Source organism: Aliiroseovarius salicola (genome assembly GCF_027891095.1).
GTDB lineage: Bacteria > Pseudomonadota > Alphaproteobacteria > Rhodobacterales > Rhodobacteraceae > Aliiroseovarius > Aliiroseovarius salicola.
On the sequence record NZ_JAQIIO010000011.1, the window covers coordinates 41,102 to 58,331 of the forward strand.

The following is a 17,230-nucleotide window of genomic DNA, read 5'->3' on the forward strand; positions in this document are numbered from 1 at the left end:
CGAGGTGTTTTGAGCAAGAATAATGAGCGTTGATATCGTAATTGAAGAGCCCCGCTGGGAAGAGGCGGGGCTAGAGGCCTTGGCAGAACGTGCCTGTGCTGAGGTATTGGCGCATCTGGGCATTGGCGAGGCAGAAATTGCCGTGCTCGCCTGTGATGACGCGCGGATTGCTGAGTTGAACGGTGAATTCCGCGCCAAGGGCCAACCGACCAACGTGCTGTCATGGCCGTCGGACGAACGCGCGGCGGAGGTGCCTGGTGGCCAGCCTGAAGCACCAGAGGCAGATTTCCCCGGTGAGCCCATTGAGCTCGGTGATATTGCTATTGCTTATGAAACATGTGCGCGTGAGGCCAGCGAACAGGGTAAGGAGTTTGCAACTCATGTGACCCATCTTTTGGTCCACGGCACCCTTCATCTGTTGGGTTATGATCACATTAACGATGCAGATGCGGCCCTAATGGAGGGATTGGAGGTTGAAATCCTTGGCAAGATGAGCATTTCAGATCCATATTTAAGTGAGTAAGCGCCTGCCAGCGCGGAAACGGAAAAGGAAAAATGGGCGAACGACATATCGACGAGGGTCAGGAAGGCTCTTCTAACGCAGCGCAAAGCGCGCATGAACCAGATGAGCCAGACCAGACGCGGCCACAGCCGCAACTTGTGCATCAGAAGGGCGGTTTCTTCAGTCGCGTCATCGGGGCATTAAGCCCGACGGACACCGGAGAGCAACAGCCTGAAAAGCGACAGGAATCGGTGAACGGTTCTCAGCAGCAGATGAGCCCAAGCATGATCAACCTGCGCCGGTTGCGGGTTGAAGATGTGGCGATCCCGAAATCGGAAATCGTATCCGTTCCCTGTGACATCAAGAAAACCGAATTGGTCGAGCTGTTTCGTGAAAGCGGCCTGACCCGGCTGCCCGTGTTCGAAGGCACGCTGGATACGCCAGTCGGGCTGGTACACCTCAAGGATTTCGCCCTCAATCACGGCTTCAACGGATCTGCGTCCGGGAAAGCCGAGCGCTATGCGCTCAAGAACCTCTTGCGCCCCCTCCTGTATGCACCGCCTTCGATGCCCATCGGTGTGCTCTTGCAAAAAATGCAAACCGATCGCATCCACATGGCACTGGTCATTGATGAGTATGGCGGAGTGGATGGGCTTGTAACAATCGAAGATCTGATCGAGCAGGTGGTTGGTGAAATCGAAGATGAGCATGACGCCGAAGAAGGGACGCTTTGGGTCGAGGAAAAGCCCGGCTGCTACCTTGCTGAGGCCAAGGCGCCGCTTGAGGAATTTGAAGCCGAGATCGGGATCCGATTGCACAGCGACGACGAAGATGAAGAGATCGATACGCTGGGCGGATTGGTGTTTCTGCTGTCCAGTCACGTTCCTGCACGGGGTGAAGTGATCTTGCACCCGGAAGGTGTGGAATTCGAAGTGGTCGATGCAGATCCGCGTCGGATCAAGCGGATGCGGGTGCGAATCCCCACCGGACTGATCGGCTAACATGCGCCTGACCCACATGCGCGGAATACTTCCAGTTCTGCTGGGTGCGGTTGCCGCATTAGGGCAGGCGCCGATTGGCTGGTGGTGGGCCACGCTCCTTGGAATGGCCGTTGGCCTTTGGTGGATCCTGCAGGCGGAACAAGTCCGACCCGCGTTTTGGCGTGGATGGCTGCTTGGGGTGGGCTATTTCGCCGTGTCCCTTAACTGGCTGATTGAGCCCTTTTTGGTTGATGCGGCCCGTCATGCATGGATGGCCCCCTTTGCATTGCTTGGTCTCGCCGGAGGGCTTGCGCTGTTCTGGGGAGCGGCCGCGGGGTTGGCACACCGGATTGGGCTGGCAAAAACGCGATGGTTGGCACTTGCGGTACTGCTGACCGGATCGGAACTGATACGCGGCTATATCTTCACCGGATTTCCATGGGCCGGTCTGGGGCATGTCTGGATTGACACACCCATTGCGCAGCTTGCGGCCTGGATCGGGGCAAGCGGTCTGGGTGCCTTCACGCTTCTGGCTGCGGCTCTTCTGGCGCAGGTCGCGGCTTCCAAACGGATTGCCAGATTCGGATATGCCGTGCCGTTGATAGGGTGTGTCGCAGGCGCAAACCTGATGGGTGGTTTTCTGGAGCGCGCAGAGCAACCTGCGGATCAAGACATAACCGTCCGCCTGATCCAGCCCAATGCGCCACAGCACCAGAAATGGGATCCGCGATTTGCTGCTGGGTTTGTGCAGCGGCAACTGGAACTGACCAAACAGCCTGCCTCCAGCAAGCCCGACCTGATCCTCTGGCCAGAAACCTCGGTGCCATACCGGTTGCGCGATACTGGAGGGCTGGCGGAGATGATGAGCGAGGCGGGGCAGGGAGTGCCGATCTTGTTTGGTGCCCAGCGTGACGACGGGCTGCGGTTTTTCAATAGTCTGGCCATGACAACACCCAATGGGACAGTGACGCCGATTTACGACAAGCACCATCTTGTGCCGTTTGGTGAATATATTCCGTTTGGCGACGTGCTTGCGGATTATGGGATTACGGCGTTCGCTGCCCAGCTCGGACATGGCTATTCCGCAGGCTCAGGTGCGCAGGTGCTGGATTTGGGGGCGCTGGGCAAAGTGCTCCCTCTGATCTGCTACGAAGCTGTGTTCCCGCAGGATGTTCGCGCCGCACCTGAACGGCCAGACTGGATCCTTCATGCCACCAATGACGCCTGGTTTGGAAATTTCTCTGGGCCTCAACAACATTTGGCGCAGGCCCGAATTCGGGCAATCGAGTTTGGCCTGCCAGTTATCCGTGTTGCCAATACGGGGGTGTCCGCCGTGATTGATCCACGAGGTGAAATTCGGGATCAACTGCCCTTGAACACGCATGGAGTGTTGGATGTAAAAATTCCCGGATCGCGCGGCGCAACACCTTATTCGCGCCAAGGTGATCTTCCATTAACCTTGATTGTGATAACAGCGCTGGGCGTTTTGGCCGCAGGATCCCGCAGCAAAAGCAATTGACGATGCTCAAAAGGGCATGTATCGGACAAATAACCCCCGCCACAACGGCTTCCTGGCGTGACGGGGATTACCTAATGGAGCACTTCTCATGACACGCAAATCTCACGTATTTACCTCGGAATCAGTTTCCGAAGGTCACCCGGACAAGGTCTGTGACCGCATTTCGGACGCCGTCTTGGACGCTTTTCTCACTGAAGATCCCCACGCTCGCGTGGCCTGTGAAACCTTCGCCACCACCGACCGTGTCGTGATTGGCGGTGAAGTGCGCGGCCCGGCCAGCGTGATCGAGCGTGTCGAAGACATTGCACGCGAGTGTGTGAAAGACATCGGGTATGAGCAAAAAGGCTTTCACTGGGCCAATATGAAGGTCGACAACTACCTGCATGCCCAATCCGCAGACATCGCCCAAGGGGTGGATGCCGGTGAAGACAAAGATGAAGGCGCGGGCGATCAGGGCATTATGTTCGGTTATGCCACAATTGAAACCGATGCTTTGATGCCGGCCCCGATCCAATACAGCCATGCGATTCTGCGTCGCCTCGCCGAAGTGCGCAAGAACGGCACTGAAAGCTGGATGGGCCCAGACAGCAAATCACAATTGTCTGTGCGTTATGAAAACGACCTGCCGGTCGAAGTAACCTCGCTGGTTCTTTCGACGCAGCACCTTGACGAAACCATGAGCCCTGCAGACGTGCGCGATGCGGTTGAACCACATATTCGCGACGTGCTGCCCGATGGTTGGCTGACCGACAATACGGTATGGCACGTGAACCCCACCGGGAAATTCGTGATCGGTGGCCCTGATGGGGATGCCGGTCTGACCGGGCGCAAGATCATCGTCGATACTTATGGTGGGGCGGCCCCGCATGGTGGCGGTGCTTTCTCGGGAAAAGATCCGACAAAGGTGGACCGCTCGGCAGCCTATGCAGCGCGTTACCTCGCCAAAAACATCGTGGCAGCGGGGCTCGCGAAACGCTGCACGCTGCAGCTGTCCTATGCCATTGGCGTTGCACGCCCCTTGTCGATCCTCGTTGACACGCACCGTACGGGTGAAGTGGACGAAGGGGCGATCGAGAAGGCGGTCTTTGACGTGATGGACCTGACCCCGCGCGGTATTCGTGAACATCTGGGCTTGAACAAGCCGATCTATCAACGCACCGCAGCCTATGGCCATTTCGGCCGTGTGCCGACCGAAGATGGCGGCTTTAGCTGGGAGCGTACAGATCTGGTTGATACGCTAAGAAAAGCGCTCTGAATTGAGCAACAAGTGAATCAAGGGCCAGGTCTCAGACCTGGCCCTTTTGCGTTTTGATGCGATCAAACTGCCGCAGTCTTAAGATTGCGATTGTCCAACGAGAAGTGCCCGGCGCCGAGTGATACGATCATCAGCAAACCTCCTGCTATGCTGACATTCTTGAAAAAGCTAGTCATTTCGCTTTGCGCCTGCATGGCTTCCATGCCGAAAGAAGGCACGAGGTGGAAAAAGATACCGGACAGGATGCTAAAGCCTGCCAGTGCAATGGCGGCGAAACGGGTTTGCCAGCCGATCAGTAGCAAGATGCCACCTCCCAGTTCGGTCAGGATCACCAGCGGCAAGAGCGCGCCCGGAACCCCCATCATTTCCATGTAGCCTTGAACACCGGCATAGCCGGGAATTTTCTGCGCCCCGGCCATGATGAAGATGAAGGCCAACAGTATGCGTCCGGCCGGAGATGCGAGTTTCTGAATCTGTGTCATTTGAAGAGTCCTCAAAGTTTCATTTCGTCCTGTCTGAGGACGTCGGCCGCAATGTATGCAGGTGCGAAAATTTATGAATTCTATATATTTCGACAGATAAGGTGCATAAATGCACACAAAGTAAGTCGCTGCGCATGAGTGAGCCTATGGAGATGTAGCCCCCACCTATTGATCCCCTTCCCGAATGTCGCTACATCGCGCGCTCATGACCCAGGACAAGCATCAATCGGGCGCCCCATGGCGCAATTTCTACGGCCGCCTCAAGGGAAAGCATCTGCGCGACAGCCAGCAGGGCTATCTGGATGAGGACCTGACCGCACTTAGCCCTGGCGCCGTGGGATGGGATGAAAACCCTGATCGCACCCCAATTGACCCTAAAGCTTTGTTTGGTGACAAACCTGTGTGGCTGGAAACCGGTTTTGGTGGGGGCGAGCACATGGTGCATCAGGCCGCATCCAACCCGGATGTTGGGATCATTGGCTGTGAACCCTACATTAACGGTGTTGCCATGCTTCTGGGTAAGATCCGGGACGCGAAATGCGACAATATCGCCGTGCACCCCGGGGACGTTCGAGATCTGTTTGATGTATTGCCGGATGAATCGATCGATAAGGCTTTCCTGCTCTATCCCGATCCCTGGCCCAAAAAACGCCATCATCGCCGCCGTTTTGTGACACCGGAATATCTGGAGCCCTTTCAGCGTGTGCTGAAACCAGGTGCGGAGTTTCGCGTCGCCACCGACATACCAGACTATGTGCGTCAGACCTTGGAAGAGGTGCCAAAAGCCGGGTTTGAATGGCTGGGGGAAAGCCCCACAGATTGGCGCGAGCCATGGAGCGACTGGATTTCGACGCGCTATGAGCAAAAGGCTCTGCGCGAAGGGCGCACCCCGCATTACCTGACCTTCCGCCGGATCTGAGCGGGTTTGTTTCGGGCGGGTGCCCTCTGCATTCGCCTCAGGCCGTGCAGTGGCGGTGGCTCATCTGCGATGAGCCTTTCGGGGCGTTGCCCCCGGGCTGCCCTTTGGGCGAGCCCTCCCCCAGGATATTTGTGACCAGAAAATGAAGTTCGGAAAGTGAAGGCAACTCCCCGCTGGAAACTCTCGCATGTGTGCGCTATCAGATCGTGACCACAGGAGGAGAGCAGATATGTCAGGCCACGGCCCCGCCATTCCCATGACGTCCCGCAAATGCGGCCCGCTGACAGGCGAGGCGCATGTGCCAGGTGACAAATCCATCAGCCACCGCTCATTGATCTTGGGTGCCATGGCGGTGGGCGAGACCCATATCACCGGGCTTCTGGAAGGCGAGGATGTGATTGGCACCGCCAATGCGATGAAAGCCTTTGGTGCGGATGTCGAGCGCTTGGGTGATGGTGAGTGGCGCGTGTACGGCGTTGGTGTCGGTGGCTTTGCCGAGCCCGAGAATGTGATTGATTGCGGCAATGCCGGTACTGGCGTGCGCCTGATCATGGGGGCGATGGCGAGTTCAGACATCACTGCGACCTTTACCGGTGATGCCAGCCTGCGGTCGCGCCCGATGGGCCGTGTGACCAACCCGATTGCGCTTTTTGGTGCGCAATCTTATGGCCGCGAGGGTGGCCGCTTGCCGATGACCGTGATTGGCGCAGCTGACCCTGTTCCGGTGCGCTACACGACCCCGATGGCCTCTGCTCAGGTGAAATCTGCGGTACTGCTCGCTGGATTGAATGCGCCGGGGGAAACCGTGGTGATCGAGAAAGAAGCCACCCGCGATCACACCGAGCGTATGTTGGCCGGGTTTGGTGCCGAGATCACCGTGGAAGACACGGATGAGGGCCATGTGATTACCCTGAAGGGGCAGCCCGAGTTGATGCCGCAAACCATTGCCGTACCGCGGGATCCATCATCGGCGGCCTTTCCGGTCTGTGCGGCGCTGATCGTGCCGGGGTCGGATGTGCTGGTGCCGAATATAGGCCTCAATCCAACCCGCGCGGGCCTGTTCTATACTCTGCAGGATATGGGGGCCGATCTGATCTTTGAAAATCCACGCGAAGAGGGCGGCGAGCCGGTTGCGGATCTGCGCGCGAAATACTCGCCCAATATGAAGGGTATTGTCGTGCCGCCCGAACGTGCCGCCAGCATGATCGACGAATACCCGATCCTGTCCGTGGTTGCGTCCTATGCCACAGGAAAGACCGAGATGCCCGGCGTGCACGAACTTCGTGTGAAAGAGAGTGACCGGATCGACGCAATGGCCAAAGGGCTTCGTGCAAATGGCGTGACCGTCGATGAAGGCGAGGATTGGTGGTCGGTTGAAGGGCTTGGTCCTGAAGGTGTTCCCGGTGGTGCAACCGTTGCAACTGTGCTCGACCACCGGATCGCGATGAGTTTTGCCTGTCTTGGAATGGCCACTCAGAAGCCGGTGCATCTGGATGATGGCGGCCCGATTGCAACCAGCTTCCCGGTCTTTGAAGGCCTGATGGCAGGATTGGGCGCGCAGCTGACACGGGACAACAAGTGACATTGCGGCGGGCCTTCTGGGTCACATTCTTGATCGCTATTGTCGTGTATCTGGCGATGGTCCTGTGGTCGCTTCCAATAATTTCGGGGGATGCCGGTGGGCTGATGCCGTTTGATCTGCGACCGGGCGGGTATTCATACGATGAAGCGCAGGAATTTCTGTCTGCTCTTGGCCCACAGGGGCGGACGCATTATCTAGGTCCACAGCATTGGCTTGATTTGTTTTACCCGGGTCTTATGGCGCTTTCGCTGGTGCTGGCCTATCTGATCCTGTTTGCACGTAAATGGGCCGTGTTGTTTTCGGCCGTTGCGGTTCTTGCCGCAGTTTTCGACTGGGCTGAAAACTCAGCCGTGGCAGAGATGCTCAACGCTGGAGTTGATGGAGTTTCCGAATCTCTTGTCGGGTGGGCATCTGTGCTGACCATTTTGAAATCGGGAGCAGTAACCTTGGCGATGTTACTGCTTTTACTAGGGTGTGGCCGCGTCCTCGTGCGCCGTTATCAGGAAAGATCCGTAAAGGGAAATTGACCATGACATTCACTGTCGCAATTGATGGCCCCGCCGCTGCCGGTAAGGGCACAATTTCCAAAGCGGTCGCGGCGCATTTTGGGTTTGCGCATCTCGACACCGGACTGCTTTACCGAGCTGTTGGGGCAAAGGTACTGGCCGGTGGCGATCCGGTTGTCGCTGCGAAAGCGCTGACCCCTGCGGATATGGAAGGGGACTTGCGCACGCCTGAAGTGGCACAAGCGGCAAGCCGCGTTGCAGTGTTGCCGGACGTGCGTGCCGCCCTTGTCGCGTTTCAACGCAGTTTTGCTGTACAAGATGGTGGCGCGGTTTTGGATGGGCGAGACATAGGAACCGTGATTTGCCCGGAGGCTCAGGTGAAACTTTTTGTTACGGCAAGCGCAGATGTGCGGGCCGAACGCCGTTTTCTTGAACTGTCTGAAAAAGGCCTTTCGGACACGCGCGAACAGGTGCTGGCGGATGTGGTTGCCCGTGACAAGCGGGACAGTGAGCGGGCAGAAGCCCCGCTGAAACCAGCCGCGGACGCGGTGATTATTGATACGTCTGATCTTTCGATTGCAGAGGCCGTCGCACGCGCTGTGCAAGAAATTGAAAACCGGCGCTGATCGCCCTCACCAAGCTGTGCATCGCAAGTGATCGTTACCTCGCTTAGCCTTTATGGCAAAGGAGATGTTGATGCGCATTGTAAAACCCTTGGTTCTTGCCCTGTCGTTGGGCGTGACTCTTCCGTCAGGAGGGTATGCGCAAGACGTCCCTCCTCTGGAGCCGCCACAGAGAGCAGATGCGATGACCCTCGGTTCACTTGCTGCGATCCTCCGGGCAATTGATCCCAGCGTTCAAGTGGATGGAACCCATTTTCAGCTCGCAATCAATGATGCAGCTATACTGGTAATAGCAGATCCGCTTGCTGATCGGATGCGGGCCTTGGTGCGGATCGGGCCGGCAGATGCCATGGACGAAGCGATGATGATGCGTCTCTTGCAGGCCAATTTTGATGCGGTGCTTGATGCGCGTTACGCGGTGGCGGGCGGGCAGATCTGGTCTGCCTACATCCACCCACTCTCTCCGCTTGAACCATCCGAACTTGTGTCGGGGCTGGCGCAGATGGTTAACGCGGCGCAAAGTTTTGGTACAGGTTTCACCGGTGGCGGGGTGCAGTTTGGTGGCGGTGACAGCAATGAGCTGCAACAGGAACTGATGGAAGGGCTTCGTAAGAAGGGTCTGCCGCTTTGATACCTATCCTCCCATGCAGCACCGACACCTGACTGGTGCTCCGCTGTTTAGGGTCGCGCGCCCTCTTCCTCTTGCCATAAATATCCTCGCCGAAGGCATGCATAACTTATCCTCGGAATGCAGCGCCAATGGCTCTTGCCCCTTGCTTTATTGGGAGAATCTGCGTATGACGCCCCCTGTCGACAAGGTGAAAACACCGCGATACAGGGAAAGACGAGCAGGGTCGGATGAACCGGCCCTCTTTGTTTTGCGGTTAACCTGTTGACCAAATTGGAAAATCCAAGACCTGCGGAGACAACCGCATGGCCCGAAAAGCGACTTATAAAGGAACAAAACGCATATGTGCGCTAAAGCAACCATGGAGGAATTCGAAGCCCTCCTGAACGAAAGCTTCGAAATGGACACCCCCGAAGAGGGTTCGGTTGTCAAAGGTAAGGTCATCGCTGTTGAGAACGGCCAAGCCATCATCGACGTCGGCTACAAAATGGAAGGCCGCGTTGATCTGAAAGAATTCGCAAACCCTGGTGAAGCTCCGGAAATCGCCGAAGGCGACGAAGTGGAAGTCTACCTGCGCGCGGCTGAAAACGCCCGCGGCGAAGCCGTCATCTCGCGTGAGATGGCCCGCCGTGAAGAAGCCTGGGATCGCCTGGAAAAAGCCTATGCCGACGATGCACGTGTTGAAGGTGCTATCTTCGGTCGCGTCAAAGGTGGCTTCACCGTTGACCTCGGCGGCGCCGTGGCCTTCCTGCCCGGCTCGCAAGTTGACGTTCGCCCCGTGCGTGACGCTGGCCCGCTGATGGGTCTGAAACAGCCGTTCCAGATCCTGAAAATGGACCGTCGCCGTGGCAACATCGTTGTGTCGCGCCGCGCGATCCTCGAAGAATCGCGTGCCGAACAGCGCGCAGAAGTCATCGGCAACCTGTCCGAAGGCCAAGCTGTCGAAGGTGTTGTCAAAAACATCACCGAATACGGTGCCTTTGTGGACCTGGGCGGCGTCGACGGCCTGCTGCACGTCACCGACATGGCATGGCGCCGTGTGAACCACCCCTCCGAGATCCTGACGATCGGCGAAACCATCAAGGTTCAGGTCATCAAGATCAACAAAGAAACCCACCGCATCTCGCTGGGCATGAAGCAACTGCAAGACGATCCGTGGGATCTGGTGGCTGCCAAGTACCCGCTGGAATCAGTGCACACCGGCCGCGTGACCAACATCACCGATTACGGTGCATTTGTTGAACTGGAGCCGGGCGTTGAAGGTCTGGTTCACGTTTCCGAAATGTCCTGGACCAAGAAAAACGTCCACCCGGGCAAAATCGTGTCGACCTCGCAAGAAGTCGAAGTCATGGTTCTGGAAATCGACAGCGCCAAGCGCCGCGTATCGCTGGGTCTCAAGCAGACGATGCGCAATCCGTGGGAAGTGTTTGCCGAAACTCATCCGGCCGGCACCGAAGTGGAAGGCGAAGTCAAGAACATCACCGAGTTTGGTCTGTTCATCGGCCTCGACGGCGAAATCGACGGCATGGTTCACCTGTCGGACATCTCGTGGGACGAGCGTGGCGAAGACGCCATCCAGAACTTCAAGAAGGGCGATATCGTGCGCGCCGTCGTGTCGGAAGTCGACACCGACAAAGAGCGTATCTCGCTGTCGATCAAAGCCCTCGAAGGCGACCCCTTTGCAGAAGCCATTGGCGGCGTGAAGCGTGGCTCGATCATCACTGTTGAAGTGACCGCAATCGAAGATGGCGGCATCGAAGTGGAATACGAAGGCATGAAATCCTTCATCCGCCGTTCGGACCTGTCGCGTGACCGTGCTGAGCAACGCCCCGAGCGTTTCAGCGTTGGCAACAAGATGGATGTTCGCGTGACCAACGTGGATTCGAAATCGCGTCGTCTGGGTCTGTCGATCAAAGCGCGCGAGATCGCAGAAGAGAAGGAAGCCGTGGAACAGTATGGTTCGTCGGACTCCGGTGCTTCGCTCGGCGACATCCTGGGTGCAGCCCTGAAAAAAGACTAATCATCAGTTTACTGATTGATCTGAAGCGGCCCCGCAATTGCGGGGCCGTTTTTCGTTGCGCGATTGTGATCAAGGGACGCAGCCAGCAGAACTTTCGGTTCCGAATCATGGCATTGACGGAAATTGACACCCAAAGTCCGAGTGATTTTCACAGTTGTTGACTGATCAATCAGACCCAAATATCGCCGCAACCCACCTTTTTTGCCAGAAAACCGCCGACTTGGCCTGTCAGGGCTTGTTTATCGTGGGTCCCTTTGCTCCTATAGACGGAACAACAAAAGCAGCGCGAAGGCTTTATCGCGCCTAAAGAAATTTTTGGGGGGACATTCATGATCCGGTCTGAACTGATCCAGAAAATTGCGGATGAGAATCCGCATCTTTATCAGCGCGATGTGGAACGCATCGTCAATACGATATTTGATGAGATCGTCGAGGCGATGGCGCGAGGAGATCGGGTGGAACTGCGCGGCTTTGGCGCATTTTCAGTCAAGAAGCGAGATGCTCGTATCGGGCGCAATCCCCGCACCGGTGAATCGGTAAAAGTCGAAGAAAAGCACGTACCCTTTTTCAAGACCGGTAAACTCTTGCGGGACCGACTGAACGGGAAATAAGAGGTCCTTATGCGGTATATCCGTTATCTATTCCTGGCGGCCCTTGCGGTCGGCCTGGTTACTATCGCCATGGCAAACCGTGCCATGGTCACCCTGAATCTGCTGCCCGAAGAACTTTCCGGGTTTCTGGGATTTGGATGGTCAATAACGTTGCCCCTGTTCATCGTGATCTTCCTCGGCATCATTGCTGGTGTCATGATCGGATTTGTCTGGGAATGGATGCGCGAGCACAAGCTGCGCGCCGCAGGCAAACGTACACGCAAGGAACGGGATGCCCTGATCCGTGAGGTAAAGAAGCTCAAGGAACCCAAGGCAAAGCCAGGGGATGACGTTATTGCCCTGCTGGAAGAAGCCAAGTGAGCACGTTTGTTTTGCCGGGTGGCAAGCGAGATGCCGCCGTGAAGATCTGCGGATTGAAAACGCCCGAGACGCTTCAAGCGGCATGTGACGCCGGTGCACGATACATCGGCTTCAACTTCTTTGCGAAAAGCCCACGTTCCGTGACGGTCGATCAAGCCGCCGCGCTAATGCTGGAGATGCCCATCGGCGTGGCCAAGGTCGCGCTTGTGGTGAATATGTCGGATGATGAAATCGCCCATATCGTTGGCACCACGACCACCGAAATACTCCAGTTGCATGGGAGCGAAACGCCCGAGCGCGTGGCAGACGTCAAGGCGCGGTTCGGTCTGCCGGTAATGAAAGCCATCGGCATAGCCGGGCCCGAGGACGTCACCGAGATTGATCGCTACGCTCCGGTTGCGGATCAGCTTCTGATCGACGCCAAGGCGCCTAAAGGCGCCGACCTGCCCGGTGGCAATGGGATCAGCTTCGACTGGCGGTTGGTGCAGCGCAAATACTGGCCCTGCCCATGGATGCTCGCAGGGGGTCTCAATCCCGACAATGTCGCCGAGGCGATGCGCCTGACTGGGGCCAAACAGGTCGATGTGGCCTCAGGCGTTGAAAGCGCCCCCGGTGTGAAAGACCCGGACCTCATGCGCGCCTTCGTGAAAAATGCGACTGGAAATTTCGCCTGATCCTTTTTTCTTGCGACAAATACCTCGGGGTGAGGCGCAGCCGAGGGGCAGAGCCCCTTTTCTGCCCCAATCACCCATAAAAACCACTGGAACTGACGCGCTGTGACGCCTATCACGGTCCGGCAACATGAACAGGGGGGCATCATGTCCGACGATCTTTTCAACAGCTTCATGAACGGCCCGGACGAGCGTGGCCGTTTTGGTGATTTCGGCGGCCGCTTTGTGTCGGAAACGCTGATGCCGCTGATCCTCGACCTTGAGGCCGAGTATGAAAAGGCCAAGACGGACGATAGCTTCTGGGCGGAGATGGACCACCTGTGGAAACACTATGTGGGCCGACCCTCACCGCTTTATTTCGCCGAAGGGCTGACCAAACACTTGGGCGGCGCCAAAGTCTATATGAAGCGTGATGAACTGAACCACACGGGCGCGCATAAGATCAACAACGTGCTGGGACAGATCCTGCTCGCACGCCGTATGGGCAAAACCCGTATTATCGCGGAAACCGGAGCAGGGCAACACGGCGTGGCCACCGCCACCGTCTGCGCCAAATTTGGTCTCAAATGCATTGTCTATATGGGCGCGCATGATGTGCAACGCCAGGCACCCAATGTGTTCCGCATGCGGCTCTTGGGGGCCGAGGTGATCGCCGTGGAAAGCGGTCGTGGCACGCTCAAGGATGCGATGAACGACGCACTGCGCGATTGGGTTACCAATGTGCGTGACACGTTTTACTGTATCGGCACCGCCGCAGGCCCGCACCCCTACCCGGCGATGGTGCGTGATTTCCAGTCGATCATCGGCCAGGAAACCAAGGCGCAGATGCAAGAGGCCGAAGGCCGCCTCCCGGACACTGTGATTGCCGCGATCGGTGGTGGCTCCAACGCGATTGGCCTTTTCTACCCGTTCCTCGATGATGAAAGCGTGCAGATCATCGGCGTCGAAGCCGGTGGTAAAGGTGTAAACGAAAAGATGGAACATTGCGCCTCGCTCACCGGCGGACGCCCCGGCGTGCTTCACGGCAACCGCACCTATCTGCTACAGGATGATGACGGGCAGATCCTCGACGGGTATTCGATTTCAGCTGGATTGGACTATCCGGGCATCGGGCCAGAGCATAGCTGGCTGCATGAAATCGGTCGCGCAGAATATGTCTCGATCACCGATAAGGAAGCATTGGATGCTTTTCAGCTGTCCTGCTCGACCGAGGGCATCATCCCGGCGCTTGAACCCTGCCATGCACTGGCCTATGTGACGAAGCTCGCTCCTACACTGCCGAAAGATCACATCATCTGCATGAACATGTGTGGTCGTGGCGACAAGGACATCTTCACCGTGGCCAAATATCTCGGTTTCGACATGTCCGATACGGAAGGTCGCGTGGCAGACTAACTTTCAGATCACTCGAAAACAAAACGCCCCGCGTCTGAAATGGCACGGGGCGTTTTGTTTTGTGTTACTGGGCGCGTCAGCTCTGAGAGGCTACTACTGCTGTTTCTGACAGGAGGCGGAACATCTCGATATTTGACCGATGTGCGCCGGGTTCTCGGAATTTCCGGTCCGCCGATGTCAGCACAATTACCACGTCACGGGCGCTATCGATGAAAATATACTGGCCGTATATTCCGCGTGCAAAATACTCTCCTTCGGGGGCATCCGGTGCGATCCACCACTGGTAGCCATATTGCCGTTGCCCGGGTTCTGTGGGGGCGGAGGGCACGGTCGAGGCTGCAATCCAGTCAGCGGGTACAACCTGTTCACCTTGCCACTTTCCACCTTGCAGGAACATCTGACCAAAACGGGCATAATCACGGCTGCGCAAATTTAGCCCGCCCAGAACAAAGGCTACACCTTCACCGTCGCTCAAATAGTGGGGGGCGGCCTCAAACTCCAGTCGACCGATAATATGCTCATTCATCAGATCCGGGATCGATCGCCCCGTGGCCCCGCGGATCACCATGCCAATCACATGCGTATCGATCGAGACATATTGCCAAATATCCCCTGCCGGAGCGAAGGTTTCGGTCAGCTCTTCGGTAAACCCATCCATGGATTTGCCAAGGGCAAGTACACGACCCATCTGATTGATGTCTGAATTGTAGTCGAGGTAATCCTCGTTGAACGTTACTCCGGAGGTCATATTCAGCACATTTCTGATTGTCGCCCCGTCATAAGCACCACCCATGAGGCTGGGCACATATTTGGTGACAGGGTCATCCAGCGAAGCAATGGCGCCCTGATCAAGAATAACCCCCATCAGGGCAGACAGAAAACTCTTGGCGACGGACCAACTAATCCGCAGGTCCTCTGGTTGTGTATCCAGGTGGTAGCTTTCATGTCGGATCTGCCCCTCTTGCAGCACAATCAGCGACGTAACAGCGCGCTCTTTGATCCATGCATCAGCGGCGGCCGGCAGAGCCATGCTCTCCCCTTTGGGGAGAGGGCTGTCAGGACCATCACCACGGGACAAGGGGACGGTCAGGAACGCGGCATTCATATGTGAAAAATTGCCCACGATCTTCTCTTCTGAAAAGAGCGTATTTACCGCGAGAAGTCGCTTAAGGTCTTCTTGCTTCCACAATCCGACAAAGGCCACGAGAACAAAGAGCCCCAGCAAAATTTGGATGGTGCGTTTGAAAAGGTTTTCCATGTGACCTCCGACATGACGCCAAACCCGACAGAAATGGGTTGCGTCAATTCAGTTTGAGAATACTAGTTTTCTAGTTTTCTAGTTTTCTAGTTTTCTAGTTTTCTAGTTTTCTAGTTTTCTAGTTTTCTAGTTTTCTAGTTTTCTAGTTTTCTAGTTTTCTAGCATTGCGCAATTTTGCCTCACGGTGACCTCCAATCCAGCCAGCGTCCATGAAAATCGATACGACCTAACGTAAGGGAACTCCCATCCGGCCAAAGCGTCAGCGTGATTGCGGCCCCATTGCCCTGATGCTCATCCGCTTCCATGGACAGATGTGCCACCGGTCCGCGCTGTCCGGCATTGCAGATTGCCGTATGGCATCGTTCCTGCGTCTCTTCAGGGAAATACTGCCATGCAATCGTGTGGTAGATGAGAGACAAGTGATCGGGGCGATTATTCGCGAGCCGGGCTTCCAGCCAATCCGCAGCGTCCCCCTGATCCACCACAGCATCAAAGATCGAAATTGCCGCGCGTGTACGGGCCAGTCGTTCGGGCTGATCTGCCCAGAGATAGGATTGCAGGCGCAGAGCATCAGCAGGGTCGCGCGCATCCAGCGGGATCAAGTCCACACCGCGCCGGTCGATGATCGTGGGTGTTATGCCTGTTGGCAGATCACCGCGCCACTCCGGCGACAAGATCACCGGGGTGTCACTCGGTCCCAATTGTACTCCGGGTACATTAAGGGAGAACTTGTCCCACATAAGATTAAGCCCGCCAGACGCGCCCAGATCGGACATGTGGATCGGTAAACCATAATGCGCAGACAGCCAATGCCCGGCCGCGATCAGCACCGCCGCGCGACGCACTTCGTTGGTTTGTGGTGGGTTGTCCAGCCAGTGGTTCAGAGTGTCGGCATGATCCCGCATGGCAATCTGTAGGGCATTCCAGAGGTCATCATCATCAGGAGGCTCATGAGGAGGGTAGATCGCCACAAGGTCCGGGCACGCTTTGGTCAGAACCAGCGCGTGCAGACCTGCCAAAAGGCGTAGTGGCACTGACTGGCCAATAGGCCCCAATTCACCTTCCCAGCCGAATAAACGGTCGGTCAAAGCAGTGCCGGGTTGTAGATTTTCAGCCAAAAGAGAGAGGATGCGGGCCGTGAAAGGAGAACCCAGTTTGGCATTGCTGCGGGCTTGTTGATGTAAAGCACCGCGTAAATTCACGAAAACCTATCCATCAGTTTCTGCAAGGGCGTGCGGCTGTCCTCTGGTTCCGGAGCTTTCTCCGGCTTCTTCTCTGACGCCTTCTTAGGACTTGCTGAGGGTCGTGGCGGTTTTACCCGAAGCCCAATTGCGTTCATGAACTTGCCACTGTCACCGCGTGCCAAATCCGGCGCCCCATCTGCGCAGCCGCGCAGGACATCATCCAACCAGCCTTGATCCGCCTTGGCAAAATCATTCAACACATAACGTGACACCGCATCTTTGTGACCCGGATGCCCGATTCCCATGCGCACGCGGTGATAGTCCGCGCCGATATGCTGATGGATCGAGCGCAGCCCGTTATGGCCCGCATGTCCCCCACCGGTTTTCACGCGACATTTCCCCGGTGCCAGGTCCAGTTCGTCATGAAACACAGTCACCTCCCCCGAGGTGATTTTGTAAAAGCGCATCGCCTCGCCCACGGATTGCCCCGACAGATTCATGAACGTTTCAGGTTTCAGCAGGATGACCTTTTCACCCCCAAGATTGCCTTCGCAAAGCTGTCCCTGAAATTTCGAGCGCCAAGGTGAAAACCCGTGATCGGATGCGATCTGTTCCAGTGCCATGAAACCGATATTATGCCGGTTGCCTGCATATTTCGGGCCGGGATTTCCGAGGCCGACAAAGAGTTTCATGAGTGTCTCCGCTCTGGACAAAGGGTCGGGATTGCACCCTATT

General features: G+C 56.6%; 18 protein-coding genes and 1 riboswitch. Of the genes, 14 read left to right on the forward strand and 4 right to left on the reverse strand.

Annotated features, from left to right (window positions below):
- Window positions 1-22: 22 nt before the first annotated feature.
- The 4 genes from ybeY (at window position 23) to metK (ending at window position 4,256) form a co-directional block, all read left to right on the forward strand.
- Window positions 23-523, forward strand: coding sequence for an rRNA maturation RNase YbeY (gene ybeY, locus O2N63_RS15595; protein ID WP_271055221.1), 501 nt, complete (start codon window positions 23-25; stop codon window positions 521-523).
- Between the two features lie 32 nt (window positions 524-555).
- Window positions 556-1,503 carry a hemolysin family protein gene (locus O2N63_RS15600; RefSeq protein WP_271055222.1) on the forward strand — a complete coding sequence of 316 codons (948 nt, stop codon included), beginning with the start codon at window positions 556-558 and terminating at the stop codon, window positions 1,501-1,503.
- Between the two features lie 16 nt (window positions 1,504-1,519).
- The gene (gene lnt / locus O2N63_RS15605) at window positions 1,520-3,001 is read left to right on the forward strand and encodes an apolipoprotein N-acyltransferase (RefSeq protein WP_271055223.1); all 1,482 of its coding nucleotides are present in this window, start codon (window positions 1,520-1,522) and stop codon (window positions 2,999-3,001) included.
- Window positions 3,002-3,034: 33 nt separating this feature from the next.
- A riboswitch (SAM-SAH riboswitch) is annotated at window positions 3,035-3,083 on the forward strand.
- Between the two features lie 6 nt (window positions 3,084-3,089).
- Complete coding sequence (gene metK / locus O2N63_RS15610; protein WP_271055224.1) at window positions 3,090-4,256, forward strand: methionine adenosyltransferase; 1,167 nt, start codon at window positions 3,090-3,092, stop codon at window positions 4,254-4,256.
- A gap of 62 nt (window positions 4,257-4,318) precedes the next feature.
- Here the strand turns inward: metK and O2N63_RS15615 are convergent, their stop codons facing one another.
- Entirely contained in the window at window positions 4,319-4,738 is a 420-nt protein-coding gene (locus tag O2N63_RS15615) for a DoxX family protein (RefSeq protein WP_271055225.1), read from the reverse strand.
- A gap of 205 nt (window positions 4,739-4,943) precedes the next feature.
- Between O2N63_RS15615 and trmB the strand changes: the two genes are divergently transcribed.
- The 10 genes from trmB to trpB all read left to right on the forward strand — a co-directional run bounded on the left by trmB (window position 4,944) and on the right by trpB (window position 14,053).
- Window positions 4,944-5,657: a tRNA (guanine(46)-N(7))-methyltransferase TrmB gene (gene trmB, locus O2N63_RS15620; RefSeq protein WP_271055226.1), complete on the forward strand. Its 714-nt coding sequence runs from the start codon at window positions 4,944-4,946 to the stop codon at window positions 5,655-5,657.
- Window positions 5,658-5,886: 229 nt separating this feature from the next.
- A complete protein-coding gene (gene aroA / locus O2N63_RS15625; protein ID WP_271055227.1) occupies window positions 5,887-7,239 on the forward strand; it encodes a 3-phosphoshikimate 1-carboxyvinyltransferase in 1,353 nt (450 codons plus the stop codon).
- A gap of 29 nt (window positions 7,240-7,268) precedes the next feature.
- Window positions 7,269-7,766 carry a hypothetical protein gene (locus O2N63_RS15630; protein WP_271055228.1) on the forward strand — a complete coding sequence of 166 codons (498 nt, stop codon included), beginning with the start codon at window positions 7,269-7,271 and terminating at the stop codon, window positions 7,764-7,766.
- Window positions 7,767-7,768: 2 nt separating this feature from the next.
- Window positions 7,769-8,371, forward strand: coding sequence for a (d)CMP kinase (cmk, locus tag O2N63_RS15635; protein WP_271055229.1), 603 nt, complete (start codon window positions 7,769-7,771; stop codon window positions 8,369-8,371).
- 70 nt (window positions 8,372-8,441) lie between these two features.
- Complete coding sequence (locus O2N63_RS15640; RefSeq protein ID WP_271055230.1) at window positions 8,442-8,999, forward strand: hypothetical protein; 558 nt, start codon at window positions 8,442-8,444, stop codon at window positions 8,997-8,999.
- 340 nt (window positions 9,000-9,339) lie between these two features.
- On the forward strand, window positions 9,340-11,016 hold the full coding sequence (gene rpsA / locus O2N63_RS15645) for a 30S ribosomal protein S1 (RefSeq protein ID WP_271055231.1): 1,677 nt from the start codon (window positions 9,340-9,342) through the stop codon (window positions 11,014-11,016).
- 329 nt (window positions 11,017-11,345) lie between these two features.
- Entirely contained in the window at window positions 11,346-11,627 is a 282-nt protein-coding gene (gene ihfB / locus O2N63_RS15650; protein ID WP_271055232.1) for an integration host factor subunit beta, read from the forward strand.
- A gap of 9 nt (window positions 11,628-11,636) precedes the next feature.
- A complete protein-coding gene (locus O2N63_RS15655) occupies window positions 11,637-11,987 on the forward strand; it encodes a LapA family protein (protein ID WP_271055233.1) in 351 nt (116 codons plus the stop codon).
- Window positions 11,984-12,661: a phosphoribosylanthranilate isomerase gene (locus O2N63_RS15660; RefSeq protein ID WP_271055234.1), complete on the forward strand. Its 678-nt coding sequence runs from the start codon at window positions 11,984-11,986 to the stop codon at window positions 12,659-12,661. Before O2N63_RS15655 ends, O2N63_RS15660 begins: the two co-directional genes overlap by 4 nt.
- A 144-nt stretch (window positions 12,662-12,805) precedes the next feature.
- A complete protein-coding gene (gene trpB, locus O2N63_RS15665) occupies window positions 12,806-14,053 on the forward strand; it encodes a tryptophan synthase subunit beta (RefSeq protein ID WP_271055235.1) in 1,248 nt (415 codons plus the stop codon).
- Window positions 14,054-14,129: 76 nt separating this feature from the next.
- On the opposite strand, the gene O2N63_RS15670 is transcribed toward trpB, so the two are convergent.
- The 3 genes from O2N63_RS15670 to pth form a co-directional block, all read right to left on the reverse strand.
- Complete coding sequence (locus O2N63_RS15670) at window positions 14,130-15,311, reverse strand: serine hydrolase domain-containing protein (protein ID WP_271055236.1); 1,182 nt, start codon at window positions 15,309-15,311, stop codon at window positions 14,130-14,132.
- Between the two features lie 179 nt (window positions 15,312-15,490).
- Window positions 15,491-16,513, reverse strand: coding sequence for a DUF2332 domain-containing protein (locus tag O2N63_RS15675; protein ID WP_271055237.1), 1,023 nt, complete (start codon window positions 16,511-16,513; stop codon window positions 15,491-15,493).
- Window positions 16,510-17,187, reverse strand: a complete 678-nt coding sequence (pth, locus tag O2N63_RS15680) for an aminoacyl-tRNA hydrolase (RefSeq protein ID WP_271055238.1) — start codon at window positions 17,185-17,187, stop codon at window positions 16,510-16,512. Before pth ends, O2N63_RS15675 begins: the two co-directional genes overlap by 4 nt.
- Window positions 17,188-17,230: the final 43 nt, after the last annotated feature.

Excerpts from the sequence above, each read along its gene's own strand:
- ybeY (WP_271055221.1), top strand. The coding sequence starts at position 23 with ATGAGCGTTGATATCGTAATTGAAGAGCCCCGCTGGGAAGAGGCGGGG.
- ihfB (WP_271055232.1), top strand. The coding sequence starts at position 11,346 with ATGATCCGGTCTGAACTGATCCAGAAAATTGCGGATGAGAATCCGCAT.
- aroA (WP_271055227.1), top strand. The coding sequence starts at position 5,887 with ATGTCAGGCCACGGCCCCGCCATTCCCATGACGTCCCGCAAATGCGGC.
- O2N63_RS15640 (WP_271055230.1), top strand. The coding sequence starts at position 8,442 with ATGCGCATTGTAAAACCCTTGGTTCTTGCCCTGTCGTTGGGCGTGACT.
- trmB (WP_271055226.1), top strand. The coding sequence starts at position 4,944 with ATGACCCAGGACAAGCATCAATCGGGCGCCCCATGGCGCAATTTCTAC.
- lnt (WP_271055223.1), top strand. The coding sequence starts at position 1,520 with ATGCGCGGAATACTTCCAGTTCTGCTGGGTGCGGTTGCCGCATTAGGG.
- O2N63_RS15670 (WP_271055236.1), bottom strand. The coding sequence starts at position 15,311 with ATGGAAAACCTTTTCAAACGCACCATCCAAATTTTGCTGGGGCTCTTT.
- O2N63_RS15615 (WP_271055225.1), bottom strand. The coding sequence starts at position 4,738 with ATGACACAGATTCAGAAACTCGCATCTCCGGCCGGACGCATACTGTTG.
- O2N63_RS15600 (WP_271055222.1), top strand. The coding sequence starts at position 556 with ATGGGCGAACGACATATCGACGAGGGTCAGGAAGGCTCTTCTAACGCA.
- trpB (WP_271055235.1), top strand. The coding sequence starts at position 12,806 with ATGTCCGACGATCTTTTCAACAGCTTCATGAACGGCCCGGACGAGCGT.
- rpsA (WP_271055231.1), top strand. The coding sequence starts at position 9,340 with ATGTGCGCTAAAGCAACCATGGAGGAATTCGAAGCCCTCCTGAACGAA.
- cmk (WP_271055229.1), top strand. The coding sequence starts at position 7,769 with ATGACATTCACTGTCGCAATTGATGGCCCCGCCGCTGCCGGTAAGGGC.
- metK (WP_271055224.1), top strand. The coding sequence starts at position 3,090 with ATGACACGCAAATCTCACGTATTTACCTCGGAATCAGTTTCCGAAGGT.
- O2N63_RS15655 (WP_271055233.1), top strand. The coding sequence starts at position 11,637 with ATGCGGTATATCCGTTATCTATTCCTGGCGGCCCTTGCGGTCGGCCTG.
- pth (WP_271055238.1), bottom strand. The coding sequence starts at position 17,187 with ATGAAACTCTTTGTCGGCCTCGGAAATCCCGGCCCGAAATATGCAGGC.